This window comes from Sphingobium xenophagum (genome assembly GCF_002288285.1).
Taxonomy (GTDB): Bacteria; Pseudomonadota; Alphaproteobacteria; order Sphingomonadales; family Sphingomonadaceae; genus Sphingobium; species Sphingobium xenophagum.
Window position 1 is genome coordinate 2,681,250 of the sequence record NZ_CP022745.1, and the last position, 19,455, is coordinate 2,700,704.

Annotated in this window: 16 protein-coding genes and 1 tRNA gene; 12 read left to right on the forward strand and 5 right to left on the reverse strand. The window is 62.3% G+C overall.

The features are described from left to right. Positions 1–23: 23 nt before the first annotated feature. Entirely contained in the window at positions 24–1,550 is a 1,527-nt protein-coding gene (gene proS, locus CJD35_RS13015) for a proline--tRNA ligase (RefSeq protein WP_017184426.1), read from the forward strand. Between the two features lie 225 nt (positions 1,551–1,775). Here the strand turns inward: proS and hslU are convergent, their stop codons facing one another. Together hslU and hslV are read right to left on the reverse strand one after the other, a co-directional pair. After that, entirely contained in the window at positions 1,776–3,077 is a 1,302-nt protein-coding gene (gene hslU / locus CJD35_RS13020) for an ATP-dependent protease ATPase subunit HslU (protein WP_017184424.1), read from the reverse strand. Between the two features lie 104 nt (positions 3,078–3,181). Further along, positions 3,182–3,748: an ATP-dependent protease subunit HslV gene (gene hslV, locus CJD35_RS13025; RefSeq protein WP_017184423.1), complete on the reverse strand. Its 567-nt coding sequence runs from the start codon at positions 3,746–3,748 to the stop codon at positions 3,182–3,184. Positions 3,749–3,921: 173 nt separating this feature from the next. Between hslV and CJD35_RS13030 the strand changes: the two genes are divergently transcribed. Beyond that, positions 3,922–4,110: a hypothetical protein gene (locus tag CJD35_RS13030; protein WP_017184422.1), complete on the forward strand. Its 189-nt coding sequence runs from the start codon at positions 3,922–3,924 to the stop codon at positions 4,108–4,110. A gap of 15 nt (positions 4,111–4,125) precedes the next feature. Here the strand turns inward: CJD35_RS13030 and CJD35_RS13035 are convergent, their stop codons facing one another. Continuing rightward, entirely contained in the window at positions 4,126–4,242 is a 117-nt protein-coding gene (locus CJD35_RS13035) for an entericidin A/B family lipoprotein (RefSeq protein ID WP_026002628.1), read from the reverse strand. Positions 4,243–4,382: 140 nt separating this feature from the next. Here CJD35_RS13035 and CJD35_RS13040 point away from each other — a divergent pair. The 7 genes from CJD35_RS13040 to CJD35_RS13070 all read left to right on the forward strand — a co-directional run bounded on the left by CJD35_RS13040 (position 4,383) and on the right by CJD35_RS13070 (position 12,551). Continuing rightward, positions 4,383–4,457: transfer RNA gene (locus CJD35_RS13040), tRNA-Val, on the forward strand. 119 nt (positions 4,458–4,576) lie between these two features. Then, positions 4,577–6,805 carry a S9 family peptidase gene (locus CJD35_RS13045; protein WP_095687213.1) on the forward strand — a complete coding sequence of 743 codons (2,229 nt, stop codon included), beginning with the start codon at positions 4,577–4,579 and terminating at the stop codon, positions 6,803–6,805. Between the two features lie 153 nt (positions 6,806–6,958). Next, positions 6,959–7,984: an aspartate-semialdehyde dehydrogenase gene (locus tag CJD35_RS13050; RefSeq protein ID WP_017184420.1), complete on the forward strand. Its 1,026-nt coding sequence runs from the start codon at positions 6,959–6,961 to the stop codon at positions 7,982–7,984. A 7-nt stretch (positions 7,985–7,991) separates the two neighbouring features. After that, complete coding sequence (locus CJD35_RS13055; RefSeq protein ID WP_017184419.1) at positions 7,992–8,663, forward strand: DUF2238 domain-containing protein; 672 nt, start codon at positions 7,992–7,994, stop codon at positions 8,661–8,663. Between the two features lie 10 nt (positions 8,664–8,673). Further along, positions 8,674–9,435: an alpha/beta fold hydrolase gene (locus CJD35_RS13060; RefSeq protein WP_017184418.1), complete on the forward strand. Its 762-nt coding sequence runs from the start codon at positions 8,674–8,676 to the stop codon at positions 9,433–9,435. A gap of 55 nt (positions 9,436–9,490) precedes the next feature. Next, a complete protein-coding gene (locus CJD35_RS13065) occupies positions 9,491–11,368 on the forward strand; it encodes a M2 family metallopeptidase (RefSeq protein WP_017184417.1) in 1,878 nt (625 codons plus the stop codon). Between the two features lie 31 nt (positions 11,369–11,399). Then, entirely contained in the window at positions 11,400–12,551 is a 1,152-nt protein-coding gene (locus tag CJD35_RS13070) for a GGDEF domain-containing protein (RefSeq protein ID WP_095687104.1), read from the forward strand. 8 nt (positions 12,552–12,559) lie between these two features. On the opposite strand, the gene CJD35_RS13075 is transcribed toward CJD35_RS13070, so the two are convergent. Together CJD35_RS13075 and CJD35_RS13080 are read right to left on the reverse strand one after the other, a co-directional pair. Continuing rightward, entirely contained in the window at positions 12,560–14,014 is a 1,455-nt protein-coding gene (locus tag CJD35_RS13075) for an AMP nucleosidase (RefSeq protein ID WP_017184415.1), read from the reverse strand. Positions 14,015–14,087: 73 nt separating this feature from the next. Continuing rightward, positions 14,088–14,570 (reverse strand): peroxiredoxin, encoded by a 483-nt coding sequence (locus tag CJD35_RS13080; protein WP_026002626.1) that lies wholly within the window; start codon positions 14,568–14,570, stop codon positions 14,088–14,090. A 99-nt stretch (positions 14,571–14,669) separates the two neighbouring features. Here CJD35_RS13080 and CJD35_RS13085 point away from each other — a divergent pair, with 99 nt between their 5' ends. The 3 genes from CJD35_RS13085 (at position 14,670) to CJD35_RS13095 (ending at position 19,437) form a co-directional block, all read left to right on the forward strand. Next, positions 14,670–15,251: a YqgE/AlgH family protein gene (locus CJD35_RS13085; RefSeq protein WP_017184413.1), complete on the forward strand. Its 582-nt coding sequence runs from the start codon at positions 14,670–14,672 to the stop codon at positions 15,249–15,251. Positions 15,252–15,406: 155 nt separating this feature from the next. After that, a complete protein-coding gene (gene ahcY, locus CJD35_RS13090) occupies positions 15,407–16,825 on the forward strand; it encodes an adenosylhomocysteinase (RefSeq protein ID WP_017184412.1) in 1,419 nt (472 codons plus the stop codon). Positions 16,826–17,091: 266 nt separating this feature from the next. Continuing rightward, complete coding sequence (locus CJD35_RS13095) at positions 17,092–19,437, forward strand: PAS domain-containing sensor histidine kinase (protein WP_017184411.1); 2,346 nt, start codon at positions 17,092–17,094, stop codon at positions 19,435–19,437. Positions 19,438–19,455 lie beyond the last annotated feature (18 nt).

Genomic DNA, 19,455 nt, shown 5'->3' on the forward strand with positions numbered 1-19,455 from the left:
CCTACAGCAGGCAAGCCATCTCTGTGAAACACGCCCTTTCCGTCACCCGCGAACAGGATTTCTCCGCCTGGTATCAGGCCGTCATTACCGAAGCGGACCTTGCCGAAGAAAGCGGCGTGCGCGGCTGCATGGTCATCCGGCCATGGGGCTATGGCATCTGGGAACGCATCCAGACATTGCTTGACGCACAGATCAAGGCGACGGGCCATGAGAACTGCTATTTCCCGCTGTTCATCCCCTTGAGCTATTTCGAAAAGGAAGCCGAGCATGTCGACGGCTTCGCCAAGGAAATGGCGGTCGTCACCCATCACCGGCTGATCCAGAAGGACGGCAAGCTGATTCCCGATCCGCAAGCCAAGCTGGAGGAGCCGCTGGTCGTGCGCCCGACGTCGGAAACGGTGATCGGCGCGGCGTTCAGCCGTTGGGTCCAGTCCTGGCGTGACCTGCCCGTCTTGATCAACCAGTGGGCCAATGTCGTCCGCTGGGAAATGCGCACCCGCATGTTCCTGCGCACCACCGAATTTCTCTGGCAAGAGGGCCATACCGCCCACGCCACCGTCGAAGAGGCGATGGAAGAGACGATGAAGATGCTGGAAGTCTATCGCAGCTTTGCGGAAGACTGCGTCGCCATGCCCGTCGTGGCGGGCGAAAAGCCGGAGAATGAGCGCTTCCCCGGCGCGGTCGCGACATATTCGATCGAAGCGATCATGCAGGACGGCAAGGCGTTGCAGGCCGGCACCTCGCACTTCCTGGGCACCACCTTCAGCCAAGCGCAGAATATCAAGTTCCAGAATGCCGAAGGGCAGCAGGAACTGGCGCAGACGACCAGCTGGGGCATGTCCACCCGGATGATCGGCGGGCTGATCATGGTCCATGGTGACGATGACGGACTGCGCGTGCCGCCGCGCGTTGCGCCCTATCAGGTGGTCGTGGTGCCGATGCTGCGCGACACGGACGAGGATGCCGCGATCGTGGATTATTGCGCCGATCTGGTCGGTCAGCTCAATGCGCTGGACGTGTTCCGCGAACCCGTGCGCGCGCTGCTTGACCGTCGTGCGGCCAAGGCAGCGACCAAGCGCTGGGGCTGGGTCAAGAAAGGCGCACCCATCGTGATCGAAGTCGGTGGCCGCGACGTGGCGGGCGGTAATGTGTCGGTGATCCGGCGCGACCGGCTCTATCGCGCCGACGGAAAGCTCGACAGCCAGATTGTCGCCAGGGACGATTTCGTCGCCGGCGCCACCGGCATGCTGACCGAAATTCAGGCGTCCTTGTTCGCGGATGCCAAGTCCAGGCTGGATGGCAGCATCGACCGGTCGATCACCGACATTGAAGCGCTAAAGGCCTATTTCGCCGCCAGCGCCAAGCCCGGCTGGGCGTTGGTGCAATGGGCCAAGCCGACCGGCGAGGCGCTGGAGAAGGTGGTGCAGTGGCTCAAGGGCGAGAAGCTGACACTGCGCAATGTGCCCAATGATGCCGACCCCGCCGACGGGACATGCATATTCACCGGGGAGAAGGCGGTCGAACGCGTACTGGTCGGGCGGAGTTATTGAGCTTCGGCAGACAAAATACCTCCGTTCGCTTCGAGCGTAGTCGAGAAGCCGCCAGCGCTGTGCTATATTTCTCGACTACGCTCGAAACGAACGGATGTGGGTTATGACGATTCAGAACCCTATTTCGGCAATGGCTACCATTTTTCAGTTCGCGGTGCACTGACGCTGCAAGCCATGGCTGAGCGCGGCGAATTTCTCCCAGTCGCGCTAATCCCCGGCAATGTATCATAAGACATATTTGCTCAGATCCGTGTCGTGCGCGATGGCATTGAGCTGCTTTTCGACATAGGCAGCGTCGATCACCAGCGTTTCGCCGCGACGATCTTCCGCCTCGAAACTGACATCCTCCAGCAGCTTTTCCATCACGGTCTGAAGGCGGCGGGCGCCGATATTTTCGACCTCGCTATTTACTTCGGCAGCGATGCGCGCAACGGCGTGGATGCCTTCGGGCGTCAGGTCGATCGTCACCTCCTCGGTCGCCAACAGTGCGCGATATTGCGCCACCAGGCTCGCCTTGGTGTCCGACAGGATCGCCACGAAATCCTCCTCGGTCAACGCCTTGAGTTCGACGCGGATCGGCAGGCGGCCTTGAAGTTCGGGGAGCAGGTCGCTGGGCTTGGCGACGTGGAAGGCGCCGGACGCGATGAACAGGATATGGTCGGTCTTGAGCGGACCATATTTGGTCGAAACGGTCGTGCCTTCGATCAGCGGGAGCAGGTCGCGCTGCACGCCCTCGCGACTGACCGAGCCGCCGCGCACGTCGCTGACTGCAATCTTGTCGATCTCGTCAAGGAACACGATGCCATTTTGTTCCGCACTCGTGATGGCGACGCGGGCGACATCATCCTGATCCAGGCGCTTGTCCTGCTCCTCCTCGACCAGCTTGTCCCACGCATCGGCGACCCGCATCTTGCGGCGCTTCTTCTGCTGCTGGCCAAAGGCTTTGGACATCATGTCGGACAGGTTGATCATGCCGACCTGACCACCCATGCCGGGGATTTCCATCGGCATGGAAGGGCTGTCGGCGACTTCCACCTCAACCTCGACATCGTTCATCTGATGCTGTTCGATCTTCTGGCGGAAGGACAGGCGCGTGGCTTCGCTGGCTTCCTTGCCCGTCAGTGCGTCGAGCAGGCGGCCCATCGCGGCTTCCGACGCGGCTTCGCGCACGGCCTCGCGACGTCGGTCCTTTTCCAGGCGCACCGCTTCCTCGACCAGATCGCGGACGATCTGTTCGACATCGCGGCCGACATAGCCGACTTCGGTGAATTTGGTGGCCTCCACCTTGACGAAGGGCGCATCCGCCAGTTTGGCAAGGCGACGGCTGATCTCCGTCTTGCCGCAGCCGGTCGGCCCGATCATCAGGATATTCTTGGGCGTTACCTCATCGCGCAAGTCGTCGGGCAGATGTTGCCGCCGCCAGCGATTGCGCAGGGCGACCGCCACAGCGCGCTTGGCGTCATGCTGGCCGATGATATGCGCGTCGAGCGCGGCGACGATGGCTTTAGGTGTCAGATTGTCGTTCATTTCAGTCCTTTTCCCCGCCCTTCAGGGAGGGGTTAGGGGAGGGCATGTCGGGGATGGCTGATTACGCGCCCTCCCCAAAATTCCTCCCGCAAACGGGAGGGAGGTTAAGCGGCGCTGTCCAGCGTCTCGATTGTGAGCTGATCGTTGGTATAGACGCAAATGTCGGCCGCCACGGCCATGGCCTTGCGCGCCAGCGTTTCCGCATCTGCCTCATAATCGACCAGCGCGCGGGCGGCGGCGAGGGCGAAGTTGCCGCCGGAGCCGATCGCGGCCACGCCATTCACGGGTTCCAGCACGTCGCCATTGCCGGTCAGGATCAGCGTCACATCCTTGTCCGCGACGATCATCATCGCTTCCAGATTGCGCAGATATTTGTCGGTGCGCCAATCCTTGGCCAGTTCGACCGCCGATCGCATCAATTGGCCATTATGGCGCTCCAGCTTCGCTTCCAGCCGCTCGAACAGCGTGAAGGCGTCGGCGGTGGCGCCGGCAAAGCCGCCAATGACGCTGCCGTCATGCAGTCGGCGAACCTTGCGGGCATTAGGTTTCATCACCGTCTGGCCCATCGAAACCTGACCGTCGCCAGCGACGACGACCTTCCCATTCTTGCGGACCGACATGATGGTGGTGCCATGCCAGACCGGCATGCTGTTGCTGTTATGGTCATTCATGAAGCGGCATATGGGACGCTGTGCTTTGTGGTGCAAGTCGCCTGAACAGCGACGACGAAGCGTGGCATTTTGGCGACAATATTCTTACAAACCGTTCAGGAACAAATGTCGATCAATTGACATTGTGCATTGCACCATCAATTATTGGCGTCCGCATTCATGGGAGAACGCGCATGACTCTCAAGGCCAGAGCTCAGGAAAAGGTCGAGCGCGCGGGCATTTCCAACTATAGTTTCGATCACGACATTTTGGTCATGTGTGGCGTGCGCTATACGATCGAAGCATGCAACTGTGGCGAACCGGAATGTGATGGCGTCCGGCTGCGCAAAAACGCGACAGCCATCGGCCGCGTCCTGCAATAATATCCTGTCGATCGGTCAGTGCATCACTTCTTTGCCGGCCCGACCAACAGATTCGATATCGCGTCCTACGCCCTGCACAGTGTTGCAGGCGGCCAACGTAGCCAGAATGGCCAGAAACAGCGCCTTACGCATTAATTCATCACTCCATATTTGCGGCATAATCATTTTAAGCGCTTGGGCGATGCCGTGCAAAGGCGCAATTTGCACGCGCCCATACTGCCGCGCTTGACAGGGCGCGCCAGCGATGCCAATGGCCGCCTCCTCCCGAAAGGGGGCGCGTAGCTCAGTGGTAGAGCACACCCTTCACACGGGTGGGGTCGTAGGTTCAATCCCTACCGCGCCCACCATGGCTTGGCTGCCATGGACGGGACAGATTATTTCCCTGCATTGATCTTTTCAGTCTCATGGGGCTAATCATTGCCCTTGATCCGGTGGCCTGCACGGTCGCCGACGTGAAAGGATGTCGATGCCGCCCTATCTGAAATCCGGCGCAGCGCTTGGCGTGCTGCTGATGCTGTCCACCGCGCCTGTCATCGCGCAGGAAAAGCTGACGCTCGAGAGAGTTTTTGCCAGCCCCGACCTGGCAGGACCGCAGCCGCGGGCGCTAAAATTGTCGCCGGACGGTACGCTCGTTACCTTGCTCAAACCGCGCGCCGACGAAAAGGAGCGGCTGGACCTGTGGGCGATCGACACGCGCACCGGCAAGCAGCGGATGCTGGTCGATTCGCGCAAGACCGGCAGCGGCGCGGCGCTATCCGAAGCGGAAAAGATGCAGCGCGAACGCGACCGCTCCGTCGCTGGGAGCACCGGAATCACCAGCTATGACTGGTCGCCGGATGGCAAGAGCATCCTGGTGCCGGTCGATGGCGACCTTTATCTTGCTGCGCTGGATGGCAAGGTGCAGCGGCTGACCGATACGCCTGACGGCGAATTGAATGGCGTTGTCAGCCCCAAAGGCGGTTTCGTGTCTTTCGTGCGCGGCGGCAACCTCTTCGTACAGCCGATCGGCGGTGCGGAACGGCAGGTAACGCAAGGGGCCAGCGATACGGTCAGCTGGGGCGTTGCCGAATTTGTCGCGCAGGAAGAAATGGACCGGCGCACCGGCTATTGGTGGTCGCCCGACGACAGCCTGATTGCGGTTGCGCGGGTCGATGAAAGCCCGGTCGGCATCGTCACCCGTACCGCAATTGGCGGGGAGGGCACGACGGTCTATCAGCAGCGTTACCCCGCCGCCGGGACGCCCAATGCGATCGTCGACCTCTATGTCATGAAGCCGGACGGATCGGGCCAGGTGAAGGTCGATCTGGGATCGGATCGGGACATTTATCTGGCGCGGGTCGACTGGGCGAAGGATGGCCGCACCCTCTATATCCAGCGCGAAGCGCGCGACCAGAAGCGGCTCGACCTGCTGGCGGTCGATCCGGCGACCGGCAAGGCCAAGGTCATTCTGAGCGAAACGGCCAAAAGCTGGATCAACCTGAGCGACAATTTCCATCCCCTGTCGGGTGGCGATTTCCTGTGGTGGTCCGAAAAGAGCGGCCATGGCCATCTCTACCGCGTCCATGACGGCAAATGGACGGCGCTGACCAGTGGCGACTGGGAGGTCAAGACGCTGGTGGCGGTCGACGAAAAAGCGGGGCTGGCCTATTTCACCGGCAATCGCGAAACACCGCTGGAACAGCAGCTTTACAGTGCCCCCATCACGCGACCGGCTGCCGCGCGCCAGATTACGGCCAGCGGTTGGTGGAATGACGCGGTGATGGACGCCGCCGCCAGCCGCGCCGTCATCACGCGCCAGAATAGCGATCAGCCCAAGCAGGTCTATCTGGCCGACAATAGCGGCAAGCAATTGCAGTGGCTGTCCGAAAATGCGCTGAAGGGCGACCATCCCTATGCGCCCTATCTGGCGAGCCATGTCAAAACCCGGTTCGGCACGATCAAGGCGGCGGACGGAACGACGCTGTATACCAAGATCATGACCCCGCCGATCGAGCCGGGAAAGCGCTATCCGGTGTTCATGATCCATTATGGCGGGCCGGGCGGCGGGCGGCAGGTGACGAACACATGGTCCGGCGCGCTGAACCAGTATCTGGTCGACCGCGGCTGGATCGTCTTTGCGGTCGACAATCGTGGCACGCCCGATCGCGGCAAGGCGTTCGAGGATCATCTCTATCGCGCGATGGGGACGGTCGAGGTGACGGATCAACTGGCGGGCGTGGATTGGCTAAAGGCCCAGTCGTTCGTCGATCCCAAGCGGATCGCGACCTATGGCTGGTCCTATGGCGGCTATATGTCGCTGAAGCTGCTGGAAAAGGCACCGGGCGTTTTCGCGGCGGCCGTGGCGGGTGCGCCAGTCACGAAGTGGGAGTTGTACGACACCCATTACACCGAACGCTATCTGGGGATGCCGCAGGACAAGCCCAGCGCCTATCCGGCATCAGGCGCGATCGACGAGGCGGTGAAGATCAGTGATCCGTTGATGCTGATCCACGGCATGTCGGACGACAATGTGGTGTTCGACAATGCCACTGCCCTGATGGCCAAGATGCAGGGCGCGGCGGTGCCGTTCGAGATGATGGTCTATCCCGGCCAGACCCACCGCGTCGGCGGGCCGGGGATCAGCGTACATCTGTGGCGCACGATCGAGGATTTTCTGGCCCGGCGCGGGATAGCGCCCGACGCCGCCAAACCATAGGAGACAGGCGGCAAAGGGCGTTGCGGCATCGCGGCAACGTCCAGCGGGAAAAGCTGACCTTTCGCGCAACAAAGGGCTTGCCACTGGACAAATGACGCAACGCCGCTATGCCGCCCACTCCGCAATATCTGCATCGGAGTGGAGTGTTCAGTCATGGGTTACAGGGTCGTCGTCGTAGGTGCCACCGGGAATGTGGGCCGCGAAATGCTGACCATTCTCGCCGAGCGCGAGTTCCCGATTGACGAGATCGCCGCGGTCGCATCGTCGCGGTCGCAGGGTCTGGCCGTCGATTTCGGTGAAACCGGCAAGACGATCAAATGCCAGAATATCGAACATTTCGACTTTAACGGCTGGGACATCGCCCTGTTCGCGGCGGGCAGCGGCCCTACCGCCGAATATGCGCCCAAGGCGGCGGCAGCCGGCTGCGTCGTGATCGACAATAGTTCGCTGTACCGCATGGACCCGGACGTGCCGCTGATCGTGCCCGAAGTGAACCCGGACGCGATCGACGGCTATACCAAGCGGAACATCATCGCCAACCCCAACTGCTCGACCGCGCAGATGGTGGTGGCCCTGAAGCCGCTGCATGACGCCGCGACCATCAAGCGCGTGGTCGTATCCACCTATCAGTCGGTGTCCGGCGCGGGCAAGGCGGGCATGGACGAACTGTTCGAGCAGTCGCGCAACATCTTCGTCGGTGATCCGGCGGAGCCGAAGAAGTTCACCAAGCAGATCGCCTTCAACGTCATTCCCCATATCGACGTTTTCCTGGACGATGGTTCGACCAAGGAAGAATGGAAGATGGTCGCGGAAACCAAGAAGATCCTCGATCCCAAGATCAAGCTGACCGCCACCTGCGTGCGCGTGCCGGTGTTCGTGGGTCATTCCGAAGCGATCAACATCGAGTTCGAGAATGAAATTTCCGCCAAGGAAGCGCAGGACATATTGCGCGAAGCGCCCGGCATCATGCTGGTCGATAAGCGCGAGGATGGCGGCTATATCACGCCGATCGAATGTGTCGGCGACTTCGCGACCTTCATCAGCCGCGTGCGTGAGGATTCGACCGTGGACAATGGCCTGACGCTCTGGTGCGTGAGTGACAATCTGCGCAAGGGTGCGGCGCTGAACGCGGTGCAGATCGCCGAACTGCTGGGCCGCCGTCACCTCAAGAAGGGGTGACGACCCCATGATCTCCGGCGCTGCCGCTCTCTGGAACGCTGTTCCTGTTGCGCAGCGCCGGATGATCCTCTCGCTGATCATGGCGATCGGCCTCGCCAACATCGCCCAGCCCTATCCTGAACTTGCGCCACTACAACATGGGCCAACCATTGCGCTGATCGCTACCGCGCCCTGGCTGCTTCGACGCTGGCCGTTATCCAACGGCGCTGTTGCGTGCATCTGGCTCTTTCTTCTACTCCATACACTCGGCGCGCGCTGGATCTATTCCTATGTGCCCTATGATGATTGGGCGCGGGCGTTGGCAGGGCACGACTTGTCATCCTTGTTCGGGACGTCGCGCAACGGCTATGACAGGTTGGTTCATTTTGCGTTCGGCGCGCTGCTTACGATGCCTCTGGCGCAAAGCGCGCATCGCTTCGGTGGCTTGCGCCACGGATGGAGCCTGACCTTCGCCTTCGCCGCTATCGGTTTGGGCAGCGCGCTCTACGAAATATTCGAATGGCTGCTTACGGTCGTCGCGGCTGGCGAGACGGCTGACTATTATAATGGCCAGCAAGGCGATGTCTGGGACGCGCAGAAAGATATGGCGGCGGCCCAACTGGGCAGTGCGCTGACGCTGATCGCGCTCTTGCGCCCCCGCGCCGGACGCCATATCGGCAAGCCGCCCACCGCTGCGTAAGGATTACTCCATGACCGACCTGACCATCGAACGCCATGACATCAAGGGCTTTGATGGCCTGCCAATCGCCGTGCATGTGGCGGGGGAGGGCCGGGACCTGGTGCTGATCCATGGCTATTTTTCCAACGCCTTCACCAACTGGATTCGCTACGGTCATGCCGCCAAGCTGGTTGAGGCGGGCTTCCGCCTGATCATGCCCGACCTGCGCGGCCATGGAGAAAGCGGGAAGCCACATGATATTGCCGCCTATCCGCCCGACGCCCTGACCGAAGACGGGCTGGCACTGGTCGAGCAACTGGGGCTGACCGACTATGATCTGGGCGGCTATTCGCTGGGCGCGCGCACGACCGTTCGGATGCTGGCGCGCGGAGCGACGCCGCGGCGGGTGATCCTGGCGGGGATGGGCCTGCGCGGACTGGTCCAGACGCTCGACAATGGCGGCTATTACAGGAATGTCCTGACGAACCTTGGCACGTTCGAGCGCGGCACGTCGGAATGGATGACGGAAGCCTTCCTCAAGACCACCAAGGGCGATCCGGTGGCGATGCTCCATATCCTGAACACCTTTGTCGATACGCCGCGCGAGACAATCGCTGCCATTCAGCAGCCGACCGAAATCATCTGCGGCGCGGACGACCGCGATAATGGCGTGGCGCAGGAACTGGCGGATGTGCTGCCCGATGGGCGCTATGTCGAAATACCGGGCAATCACATGAACGCCGTCACCCGCAAGGAGATGGGGCAGGCAATGGCCGATTTCCTGACCGCTTGACTGTATCGTCCGGGCAAGTCACCTTCCCCTTCATAAGCCTATGAGGGGAACTCCCGTGAAAATCGCCATCTCGCTTGCCGCGCTTGCGGCCGCGCTTACTGTATCGCCCGTCCTTGCCCAGCAGACGCCCGCACCGACGGCTGCCGAGGCCGAAGCTTTCCTTGCGAAGGCGGAAAAGGCGATGTTCGAACATTCGCTGATCTCCAACCGTGCCGACTGGGTCAATTCCACCTATCTGAATGACGACAGCGACGCCGTGGCCGCCTATTTCGGCGCCATCCGCACGTCCATGAATGTCGATTATGCACTTGAGGCCGCGAAATATGCCACCGCGGCTGGCCTGTCGGCCGAAACGAAGCGCCGCCTGGACCTGCTGCGCACCGCGCTGACCCTGCCTGCGCCGACCACGCCGGGCGCGGCGCAGCAACTCAATGATCTCGCGACACGGCTCCAGTCCACCTATGGCAAGGGGAAGGGAACGCTCAAGGGCCAGCCGATCAATGGCAGCGACATTGAGGAGCAGATGGGGAACAACCGCAACCCCGAAGAACTGAAAGAGATGTGGGTCAGTTGGCACGACAATGTTGGCGCGCCGATGCGGGACGATTACGCCAAGCTGGTCGATATCGCCAATGCGGGCGCCAGGGAGTTGGGCTTTGCCGATACCGGGGCGATGTGGCGGTCCAAATATGACATGCCAGCCGATGATTTTGCCAAGCTGACCGACAAGATCTGGGCGGAGGTGAAGCCGCTCTATGACCAGTTGCATTGCTATACCCGCGCCAAGCTCAACGAGAAATATGGCGATGCGGTGCAGCCGGCGACGGGACCGATCCGCGCCGACCTGCTGGGCAATATGTGGGCGCAATCCTGGGGCAATATCTATGATGTCGTCGCGCCCAAGGGCGCAGGCGACCTGGGCTATGACGTCGGGGCGTTGCTGAAGGCCAAGGGTTATGTCGAAACCCGACCCGCTCAGGTCGACACCCCCGACACGCCGGAAAAGCAGCAGCGCGGCTATTGGGAAAAGCAGATGTTCAAAATCGGCGAGGGCTTTTATTCCTCGCTGGGCTTTGCGCCGCTGCCGGAGACGTTCTGGGAACGCACCCAGTTCATCAAGCCGCTGGACCGCGAAGTCGTCTGCCATGCATCTGCATGGGATATCGACAACAAGGACGACATACGCGTCAAGATGTGCACGAAGGTCAACAGCGACGACTTCGTGACCATCCATCATGAGCTGGGCCATAATTATTACCAGCGTGCCTATCAGAATCAGAAGCCGCTTTATCTGGATGGGGCGAATGATGGCTTCCATGAAGCGATCGGCGATTTCGTCGCTTTGTCGATCACGCCCGACTATCTGGTGAAGATCGGCCTGCTGGACGCAGGCAAAGTGCCCGGACCGGACAAGGATATTGGCCTGTTGCTGCGTCAGGCGATGGACAAGGTTGCGTTTCTGCCCTTTGGCCTGCTGGTCGACAAATGGCGCTGGGGCGTATTCAGCGGCGCGATACCGCAGAGCCAGTATGAAAAGGGCTGGACCGACCTGCGCCGCCAATATCAGGGTATCGTCCCGCCGGTGACCCGCGATGAAACCAAGTTCGACGCGGGGGCGAAATTCCATATTCCGGGGAATACCCCCTACACCCGCTATTTCCTGGCAGGGATTTTGCAGCAGCAATTTTACGAAGCGGCGTGCAAACAGGCGGGCTGGAAGGGGCCACTCCATCGCTGTTCCTTCTACGGAAACAAGGCTGTTGGCGCCAAGCTGAACGCGATGCTGGAAATGGGCGCGTCCAAGCCATGGCCCGATGCATTGCAGGCTTTCACTGGAACGCGCGAGATTTCGGGCAGGGCGATGACCGCTTATTTCGCACCGTTGCAAAAATGGCTCGTCCAGCAGAACAAAGGCAAGTCTTGCGGCTGGTAATCGCCAAGTAAAGCCAGTAAAGGCCAGGCCCGTGGACCCGGCGATCATCATCATTGCTTTGCTCTTCTTCACCAGCGTCGTCATGGCGCTGGCGATGGGGGTGGCGTGGTTACATTTTGGACGCCAGGTCCATGTGTTAAGCTGGACGCTCTCCTATAGCGCCGCAACGGTCCAGTGGATCGCCAACGCGGCGGGCATTTTGTTGAAAAGTGCCCCGCTGATGGCGCTGGCGGCATGCTGCATCGTCGTCAGCGGTACGCTGGTGGTGGCGGGCGTGCGCCAGCGGTCGGGACAGCCCGTACCCTGGCGATTGATGCTGGGCGCGGGATCAATCGTGGCGGTCGGCGGCATCTATGCGGCGATGATCCATGATCGCGCGCTTCAGGGCATGATCGTGCCGGGCTATGTCGGCATATTGATGCTGTGTTCGGCTGCCTCTCTCTGGCCCCGTGACCGGCGGTTCAATGCACCGGAAATCGCCTTTTTCACCATGTTCCTGCTGTTCGCGCTGTTTCAGACGGCCCTGGCCGTCAGCGCCGCCGCCAATCTCGGCCAGGCGCCGGGCGCGGGCTTGGTCACCTATCGCGCGATATTGGGCCTTGGCCTGCCGTCAATCTATGTCGGCACGGGCGTGGCCGCCGTCATGGTGGTCGCGGGCGATCTGGCGCACCAGTTGCGGCGGCAGATGCGGCATGATCCGTTAACGGACGTGCTCAACCGGCGCGGGTTGGATGAGGCCGCCGTGCGCGCCATCGCCAATGCCCGGCGTTATGGCCGCCCGCTGGCGCTGGTCGTGTGTGATCTTGACGGGTTCAAGGCTTTGAATGACGGGCATGGCCATATCGCCGGGGACGCTGCCCTGCGCGGCTTTGCCCAGTTGCTGGGCAGCGCCGTCCGCCGCGGCGATATCGTCGCGCGGATGGGCGGCGATGAATTCGGGCTGCTGCTGGTCGAGACGGACGCCGCCGCCGCCGCCGACGTCATGGAGCGGGTGCGCGCGGAGATTGGTTGCCTGATCCTGCCCAACGCCCCGCACGCCCGGTTGCGCGCCAGCTTTGGCGTTGCGCAATTGCAGGCGGGCGACCAGCAACTGGACGACATGGTCGCCCGTGCTGACGCTGCCCTTTACGACGCCAAGCGTGACGGCAAGGACCGCGTCGCCATCTGGCGCGCGGCTGCCTGATCAACACCTTATCTGAATGGCGGCTCGTTGAACGCGCGCAGCTTGCGGCTGTGCAGCTTTGCGCCGCCTTCTCGCAGCAGTTCGCAGGTCATTAGCCCCACGCGCAAATGGCTGGCAATCGCTTCCTCATAGAAGCGGTTGGCCTGGCCCGGCAGTTTGAGTTCGCCGTGGATCGGCTTGTCGGAAACGCATAGCAACGTGCCATAGGGTACCCTGAAGCGGTAGCCCTGTGCCGCGATGGTGGCGGATTCCATGTCGATGCCGACCGCGCGCGACAGGCTGAAGCGCAGGGCGGAACTGGAATAGCGCAGTTCCCAGTTGCGATCATCGGTCGTGACGACCGTGCCGGTGCGCAGGCGGCGCTTGAAATCTTCCGGGTCACGCCCCCCAAGCACGGCTTCTGCCGCCTGGGCCATCGCCACCTGCACCTCCGCAATGGCCGGGATCGGAATTTCCGGCGGCAGCATGGCGTCAAGCACCTTGTCATCGCGCAGATAGGCGTGGGCCAGCACATAGTCGCCGATCCGCTGGCTGGGGCGCAGCCCGCCGCAATGGCCGATCATCAGCCAGGCTTCCGGGCGCAGCACCGCCAGATGATCGCAGATCGTCTTGGCATTGGACGGACCGACACCGATATTGACAAGCGTGATGCCGCTGCCGTCTGGCGCGATCAGGTGATAGGCCGGCATCTGATGCTTGCGCCAGGCGCTGTCGGCGATCATCTGCGCCGGATCGGCGGTTTCGGGGGTGACATAGACGCCACCAGCCCCCGACAAAGCGGTAAAGCGGTTGCCGTCCCGCTGCAATTCCGCGCAGGCCCAGCTGACGAACTCATCGACATAGCGATGATAGTTGGTGAACAGAATGTAGCGCTGCATGTGTTCGGCAGGCGTGCCGGTATAATGTTTCAGACGCGCCAGCGAAAAGTCGGTGCGCAGACCGTCGAACAGCGCCAGCGGCCGATCACCGTCCGCATCCGGCATGAACAGGCCATCGGCAATCTCGTCGCCAATCTCGGCCAGTTCGGTCGTGGGGAAATAGCGCGCCAGTTCGGTCGGGGGCGTACCGTCGAGCGCCCCCATGTCCAGCCCGTCCAGAACATAGGGAAAGGGGATTTGCTGGTGGCTGAGGCCGGTTTCGACCTCCACCCCATAGTCGCGGACGAGCAAGTCGATCTGTTCGGCCAGATAATCGGCGAACATCGCGGGACGGGTAATGGTGGTGACATAGCGGCCCGGTTTGGACAGGCGGGCGAAGGACCGGCCGGGCGGCGGTGCGTCGCTGTCACCATGATAGGTGATGCGCAATTCGGGATAGCAGAAACGCTGGTCGTGCCGCGCTTGCGGCGGAGGGACGCTGCCGTCGCGACCGTAAGCGCGCATGGCGTCGCGCAATGTTTCGATGGATGTCTGATAGAGACGGTCAAGTTGCGCGACCGTTGCGCTGCCGATGCTTTGTGTCATCGCCCCTTGCTAACGCAGTTGCATGACGGAAGGAAGTCGGCGCGCGATCGAAAATGCACGCCGACTTCTGGAATTAGAGCTGACCCAGCATATGGTCGGCCGATGACAGTTTGAAATCGCCGGGGGCTTCGACATTGAGTTCGGCCACGACGCCGTCCTTCACGATCATGGAGAAGCGCTGGCCCCGCTGGCCAAGGCCGAATTTGCTGCCATCCATGGTCAGGCCAACGGCCTTGGCGAAATCGCCATTGCCATCGGCGAGCATCGTCACCTTGCCATCGGCACCGGCAGACTTGCCCCAAGCGCCCATCACGAAAGCGTCGTTGACGGCGGTGCAGGCGATTTCATCGACGCCCTTTTCCTTCAGCGCACCGGCCTTGTCGATGAAGCCGGGCAGATGCTTGGCAGAGCAGGTGGGCGTAAATGCGCCGGGAACGGAAAAGACCGCGACCGTGCGGCCCGCGAAATATTCGTCCGACGTCACGGGCTCCGGACCATCCTCGGTCATTTTCGTGAATGTCGTGCTGGGAAGGCGGTCGCCCTTGGCAATGGTCATGGTCATTCTCCTGAAACTGACGAGGGCGCAGGTCGTTGCTGCCGGGCGGACTGTCAAGGGCGGGGACGGAATATGCCGCGAGATCCTTGGCATCATCCCATGTTGGTCTATATTCCGGTGATGGACCAGACCAGTTTCTTTGGCGGGCATTTCCTGCTCGCATTGCCCGGCATGGCTGATGCGCGGTTCGATCATAGCGTGGTCGCGCTGTGCGTTCATGACGCCGAAGGGGCAATGGGCATAGCGGTCGGGGAGGAAATGGAAGGCGTCAGCCTGCATGGCCTGCTCGACAGTTTCGACATTGACGGCAGCGCGATCCCCGACAGACCCGTCCTGCGCGGCGGTCCGGTCGAACCGCGGCGCGGCTTTGTCCTCCATTCGCTCGACTGGTCGGGGCAGGACATGGTGCAGGTCGGCACGCAATGGGGCTTGTCCGGATCACTCGACATATTGAAGGCGATTGCGCAGGGGCGCGGACCCAGCCGCTATCTCGTCGCGCTTGGCTATGCCGGGTGGGGCGCCGGGCAATTGGAACGCGAGATGACGAGCGACAGCTGGTTTCTGGCACCGGGCAATGCCGACCTGTTGTTCGACGTGCCCACCCATCGCAAATGGGCCGCTTCCTATGCGGCGGCCGGTGTCGATTCGTCGCATCTGGTGCGCGGTGCCGGTTCGGCCTGACGCAGGTTTCGGTCGACCGGCAGGGTCATCACATAAAGAAATCTTTATATCGAGTTGCCACGGGCGGCGGCGGTTGGTAAAGCGCTTGCCATCGCCGCCGCCCGGACCTTTTTCCAGCGGTACAGGCATCATTTCAAGTTTACGGAGACACGATCGTGGCCACCGCTTCCGCCACCCAGGCGCAGGATTATGTGATCGCCGATATCGCCCTGGCCGATTTTGGCCGCAAGGAAATGGATATCGCCGAAACCGAAATGCCGGGCCTGATGGCCCTGCGCGCGGAATTCGGCCCGTCGCAGCCGTTGAAGGGCGCGCGCATCACCGGATCGCTGCACATGACGATCCAGACCGCCGTGCTGATCGAAACGCTGACCGCGCTGGGCGCTCAGGTTCGCTGGGCGACCTGCAACATCTATTCCACGCAGGACCATGCCGCCGCCGCGATCGCCGCGTCGGGCGTGCCCGTATTTGCCATCAAGGGCGAAACGCTGCAGGAATATTGGGACTATGTCGAACGCATTTTCGACTGGCACACCGATCCGTCGGGCGTTGCCAACATGATCCTGGACGATGGCGGCGACGCCACCATGTTCGCCCTGTGGGGCGCGCGGGTCGAAGCGGGCGAGGAATTGTTCACCCCGTCGAACGAGGAAGAGGAAATCTTCTGCGCTGTGCTGAAGCGCGTGCTGAAGGAACGCCCCGGTTTCCTGACCAAAACCGTTCAGTCGATCAAGGGCGTGTCGGAAGAAACCACCACTGGCGTCCATCGCCTCTATGAACTGGCCAAGAAGGGCAAGCTGCCTTTCCCCGCGATCAACGTGAACGACAGCGTCACCAAGTCGAAGTTCGACAATCTTTACGGCTGCAAGGAATCGCTGGTCGACGCGATCCGTCGCGGCACCGACGTCATGCTGGCCGGCAAGGTCGCCTGCGTCGCCGGCTTCGGCGATGTCGGCAAGGGTTCGGCTGCCTCGCTCCGCAATGGTGGCGCGCGCGTGCTCGTGACCGAAGTCGATCCGATCTGCGCGCTGCAGGCGGCGATGGAAGGCTATGAAGTCGTGACGATGGAAGAGGCCGCCCCGCGCGCCGACATTTTCGTCACCGCGACCGGCAATGAAGGCGTGCTGACCGTCGATCACATGCGCGCGATGAAGAATATGGCGATCGTGTCCAACATCGGCCATTTCGACAGCGAGATCGAGATTGCGGGCCTGAACAACATGAAATGGACCGAGATCAAGCCGCAGGTGGACGAAGTCGAGTTCCCCGACGGCAAGAAGATCATCGTCCTGTCGAAGGGGCGCCTGGTCAATCTAGGCAATGCCACCGGCCACCCCAGCTTCGTGATGTCGGCCAGCTTCACCAACCAGACGCTGGCGCAGATCGAACTGTGGACCAAGAGCGATCAGTATCGCAACGAAGTCTATGTCCTGCCCAAGCATCTGGACGAAAAGGTCGCCGAACTGCATCTGGAAAAGCTGGGCGTGAAGCTCACCAAGCTGAGCCAGCGTCAGGCCGATTATATCGGCGTGCCGGTCGAAGGGCCGTTCAAGCCCGACCACTACCGCTACTGATCAGTGACCATCCTCCCCTTTAGGGGGAGGTGTCGGGCCGCAGGCCAGACGGAGGGGTGTCCTGCTTTAGATAGGGCGACACCCCTCCATCAGCACGTCGTGCTGCCACCTCCCCTGCAAGGGGGAGGATTTGTTTTGGTCTGCTTTTACGCGCTGGCCTCAATTCTTTGCATCGCCTTCTTCCCGCTGCGCCCGACTTGCGTTAGTCCGGGCATGATTATGAACAGCGACAGGCAGTTTCGGCGGAAATGGGAGCAGAGGGCGCAATGACGCTGACCCCCATGGCCGCCATCATATTGGGCATCGTGCTGGCCCTGTGGCTGGGCGCCGCCGTGTGGGCGCTGGCCAGCGGACAGCGGATGCGCCGCGAGGGGATGCAGGCGCAGGGCAAGCTCGATCGCCTTGCCATGCTGCTCGCTTCCGCACCGGCCGCCCCGGTGGTCATTCATCCCGATGGCAAGCTGGAAGCGGCTGATCGTCTCGCCAAATGGCTGGGCAAGCCCCGTGTCCCGACCTTTGCATCTGAACTGATCGCTGCCGACGGGGGATTGGAACCCGACGATGCCGCAGCGCTGGCGCGCGAAATCGCGTCTGCGCAAAAGGCGGGCAAGAGCTTTGCCCTGCCGGTGCGCGGTGTCGGGTCGTCACGCCTGCTTCTGGTCCGCGGCGCGCCTGCATCGCCCAGCCTGGCGTCAAACGGTGGCGTCGTGCTGTGGATATTCGACGCGACCGACAGCCAGTCCGAAATCCAGGCGCTCAAAGGCCAGGTCGACCAGTTGCGCGATGCGCTGGAAGCGCTGGCGGGACTGGTCGAGGCTGCACCCTTCCCGATGTGGCACCGCACCCCGGACCTGCGCCTGAGCCTGGTCAACAGCGCCTATGTCCGCGCGGTCGATGGTGCCGATGCCCGCGAAGTGATCGGCAGCGGCGTCGAACTGGTCGAGGCGGTGGGCGGCCTGACGCCGCAGGCCGCCGCCGCCGACGCATTGGCGCGCGGTGAGCCAATCGAACGCATGGTCCCCGCGACGATCGACGGCGAGCGGCGCACCATGCGCGTGGTTGACGTGCCGCTGGGCGAGGCGGGCGTCGCGGGCTATGCCGTCGACCAGCATCAACTGGAACAGGCACGGGTCGAACATCGCCGCCTGGAAGCAGCGCAGCGCGACTTGCTCGATCGCCTGTCCGCAGGCGTTGCCAGATTTGGCCCGGACCGGGCGCTACGCTTCTGGAACCAGCCCTTCATCAGCCTGTTCGGCCTGCATCAGGAGCAACTGGCCGATGCCCCCCTGTTCGAGCGGGTGCTGGACCAGATGCGCGACGCACGCCGCCTGCCGGAACATCGCGACTTTCCGGCATGGCGCGGCGAACGGCGCGACTGGTTCCTGTCCCCCGATCCGGTCGAGGAAAACTGGCTGCTGCAGGATGGCACCCATTTGCGTGTCTATGCCCAGCCTCTTCCCGATGGCGGCCTGCTGCTGATCTTCGAGGACCGGACCGAGCAGGTGCAGCTTTCGAGCGCGCGCGATACGCTACTGCGGGTGCGGACGGCGACGTTCGACAATCTGTTCGAATCGATCGGCGTCTTTTCGTCCGACGGTCGCCTCCAGATGTGGAACAGCCGGTTCCGCACGGTGTGGGGCGCAGATGAGGAAATGCTGGCGACCCATCCGCGCATAGATGACCTGATGCGCGCGGTGCAGGAACGGCTGGCCAAGCCGCAACAGTCCAATCTGGTGCGCGAACTTGTCCGCGCGGCGACGGTCGAACGCAAGCAGCGGATCGGCCATGTCGGCTTTGCTGACGGGCGGACCTTCGAATTTGCCGCCATCCCGTTGCCCGATGGCAATGCGCTTTTCACCATGCTGGACGTGACCGACAGCCGCCGCGTCGAACAGGTACTGCGCGACCGCAATGTGGCGCTGGAACAGGCCGATGAAGTCAAGACCGCCTTCGTTACCAATATGAGCTACGAACTGCGTACGCCGCTGACCACCATTGCCGGCTTTGCCGAGATGATGAGCGCGGGCTATGCCGGGGAACTCAGCGCATCGGCCAAGGACTATGTCGATGGCATACTGCAAAGCACGGGCCGCCTGTCCATGCTGATCGACAATGTGCTGGACCTGACGCAGGGCGAGGCGGGGACGTTGCCGATCGATCGTGCGCCCGTCGATCTGGCGGCGGTTGCCCGTGCGAGCGCCGATCGTGTCCGCGCCGACGCCAACGCCAAGGGGATAGACCTGGCCGTCACGATCGACCCCAGCCTGGGCCAGGTGGAGGGGGACGCCCGCCGGATCGGGCAGGCGATCGATCATCTGCTCGAAAATGCCATATGCTATGGCGGCAGGAGCGCCCGCGTGCTGCTGCATGGCGATGGTGGTGCTGATCGTGCCAGGATCGTCATTTCCGACAATGGACCCGGCATCCCGGCGGCGCAGCAGAAATTGCTGTTCGATCCGGCAGCCCGCGCCCGACAGGCACGTAGCGGAGGCAAGGCCGGGATCGGCTTGCCGCTCGCCCGCCAGCTGGCGCAGGCCCACGGCGGGACGCTGGAACTGGTGTCGCAGCCGGGTCAGGGGACGATGGTGGTGATCGAGTTGCCCCGTGGCTGACGTGGCGCTGTATCTGGC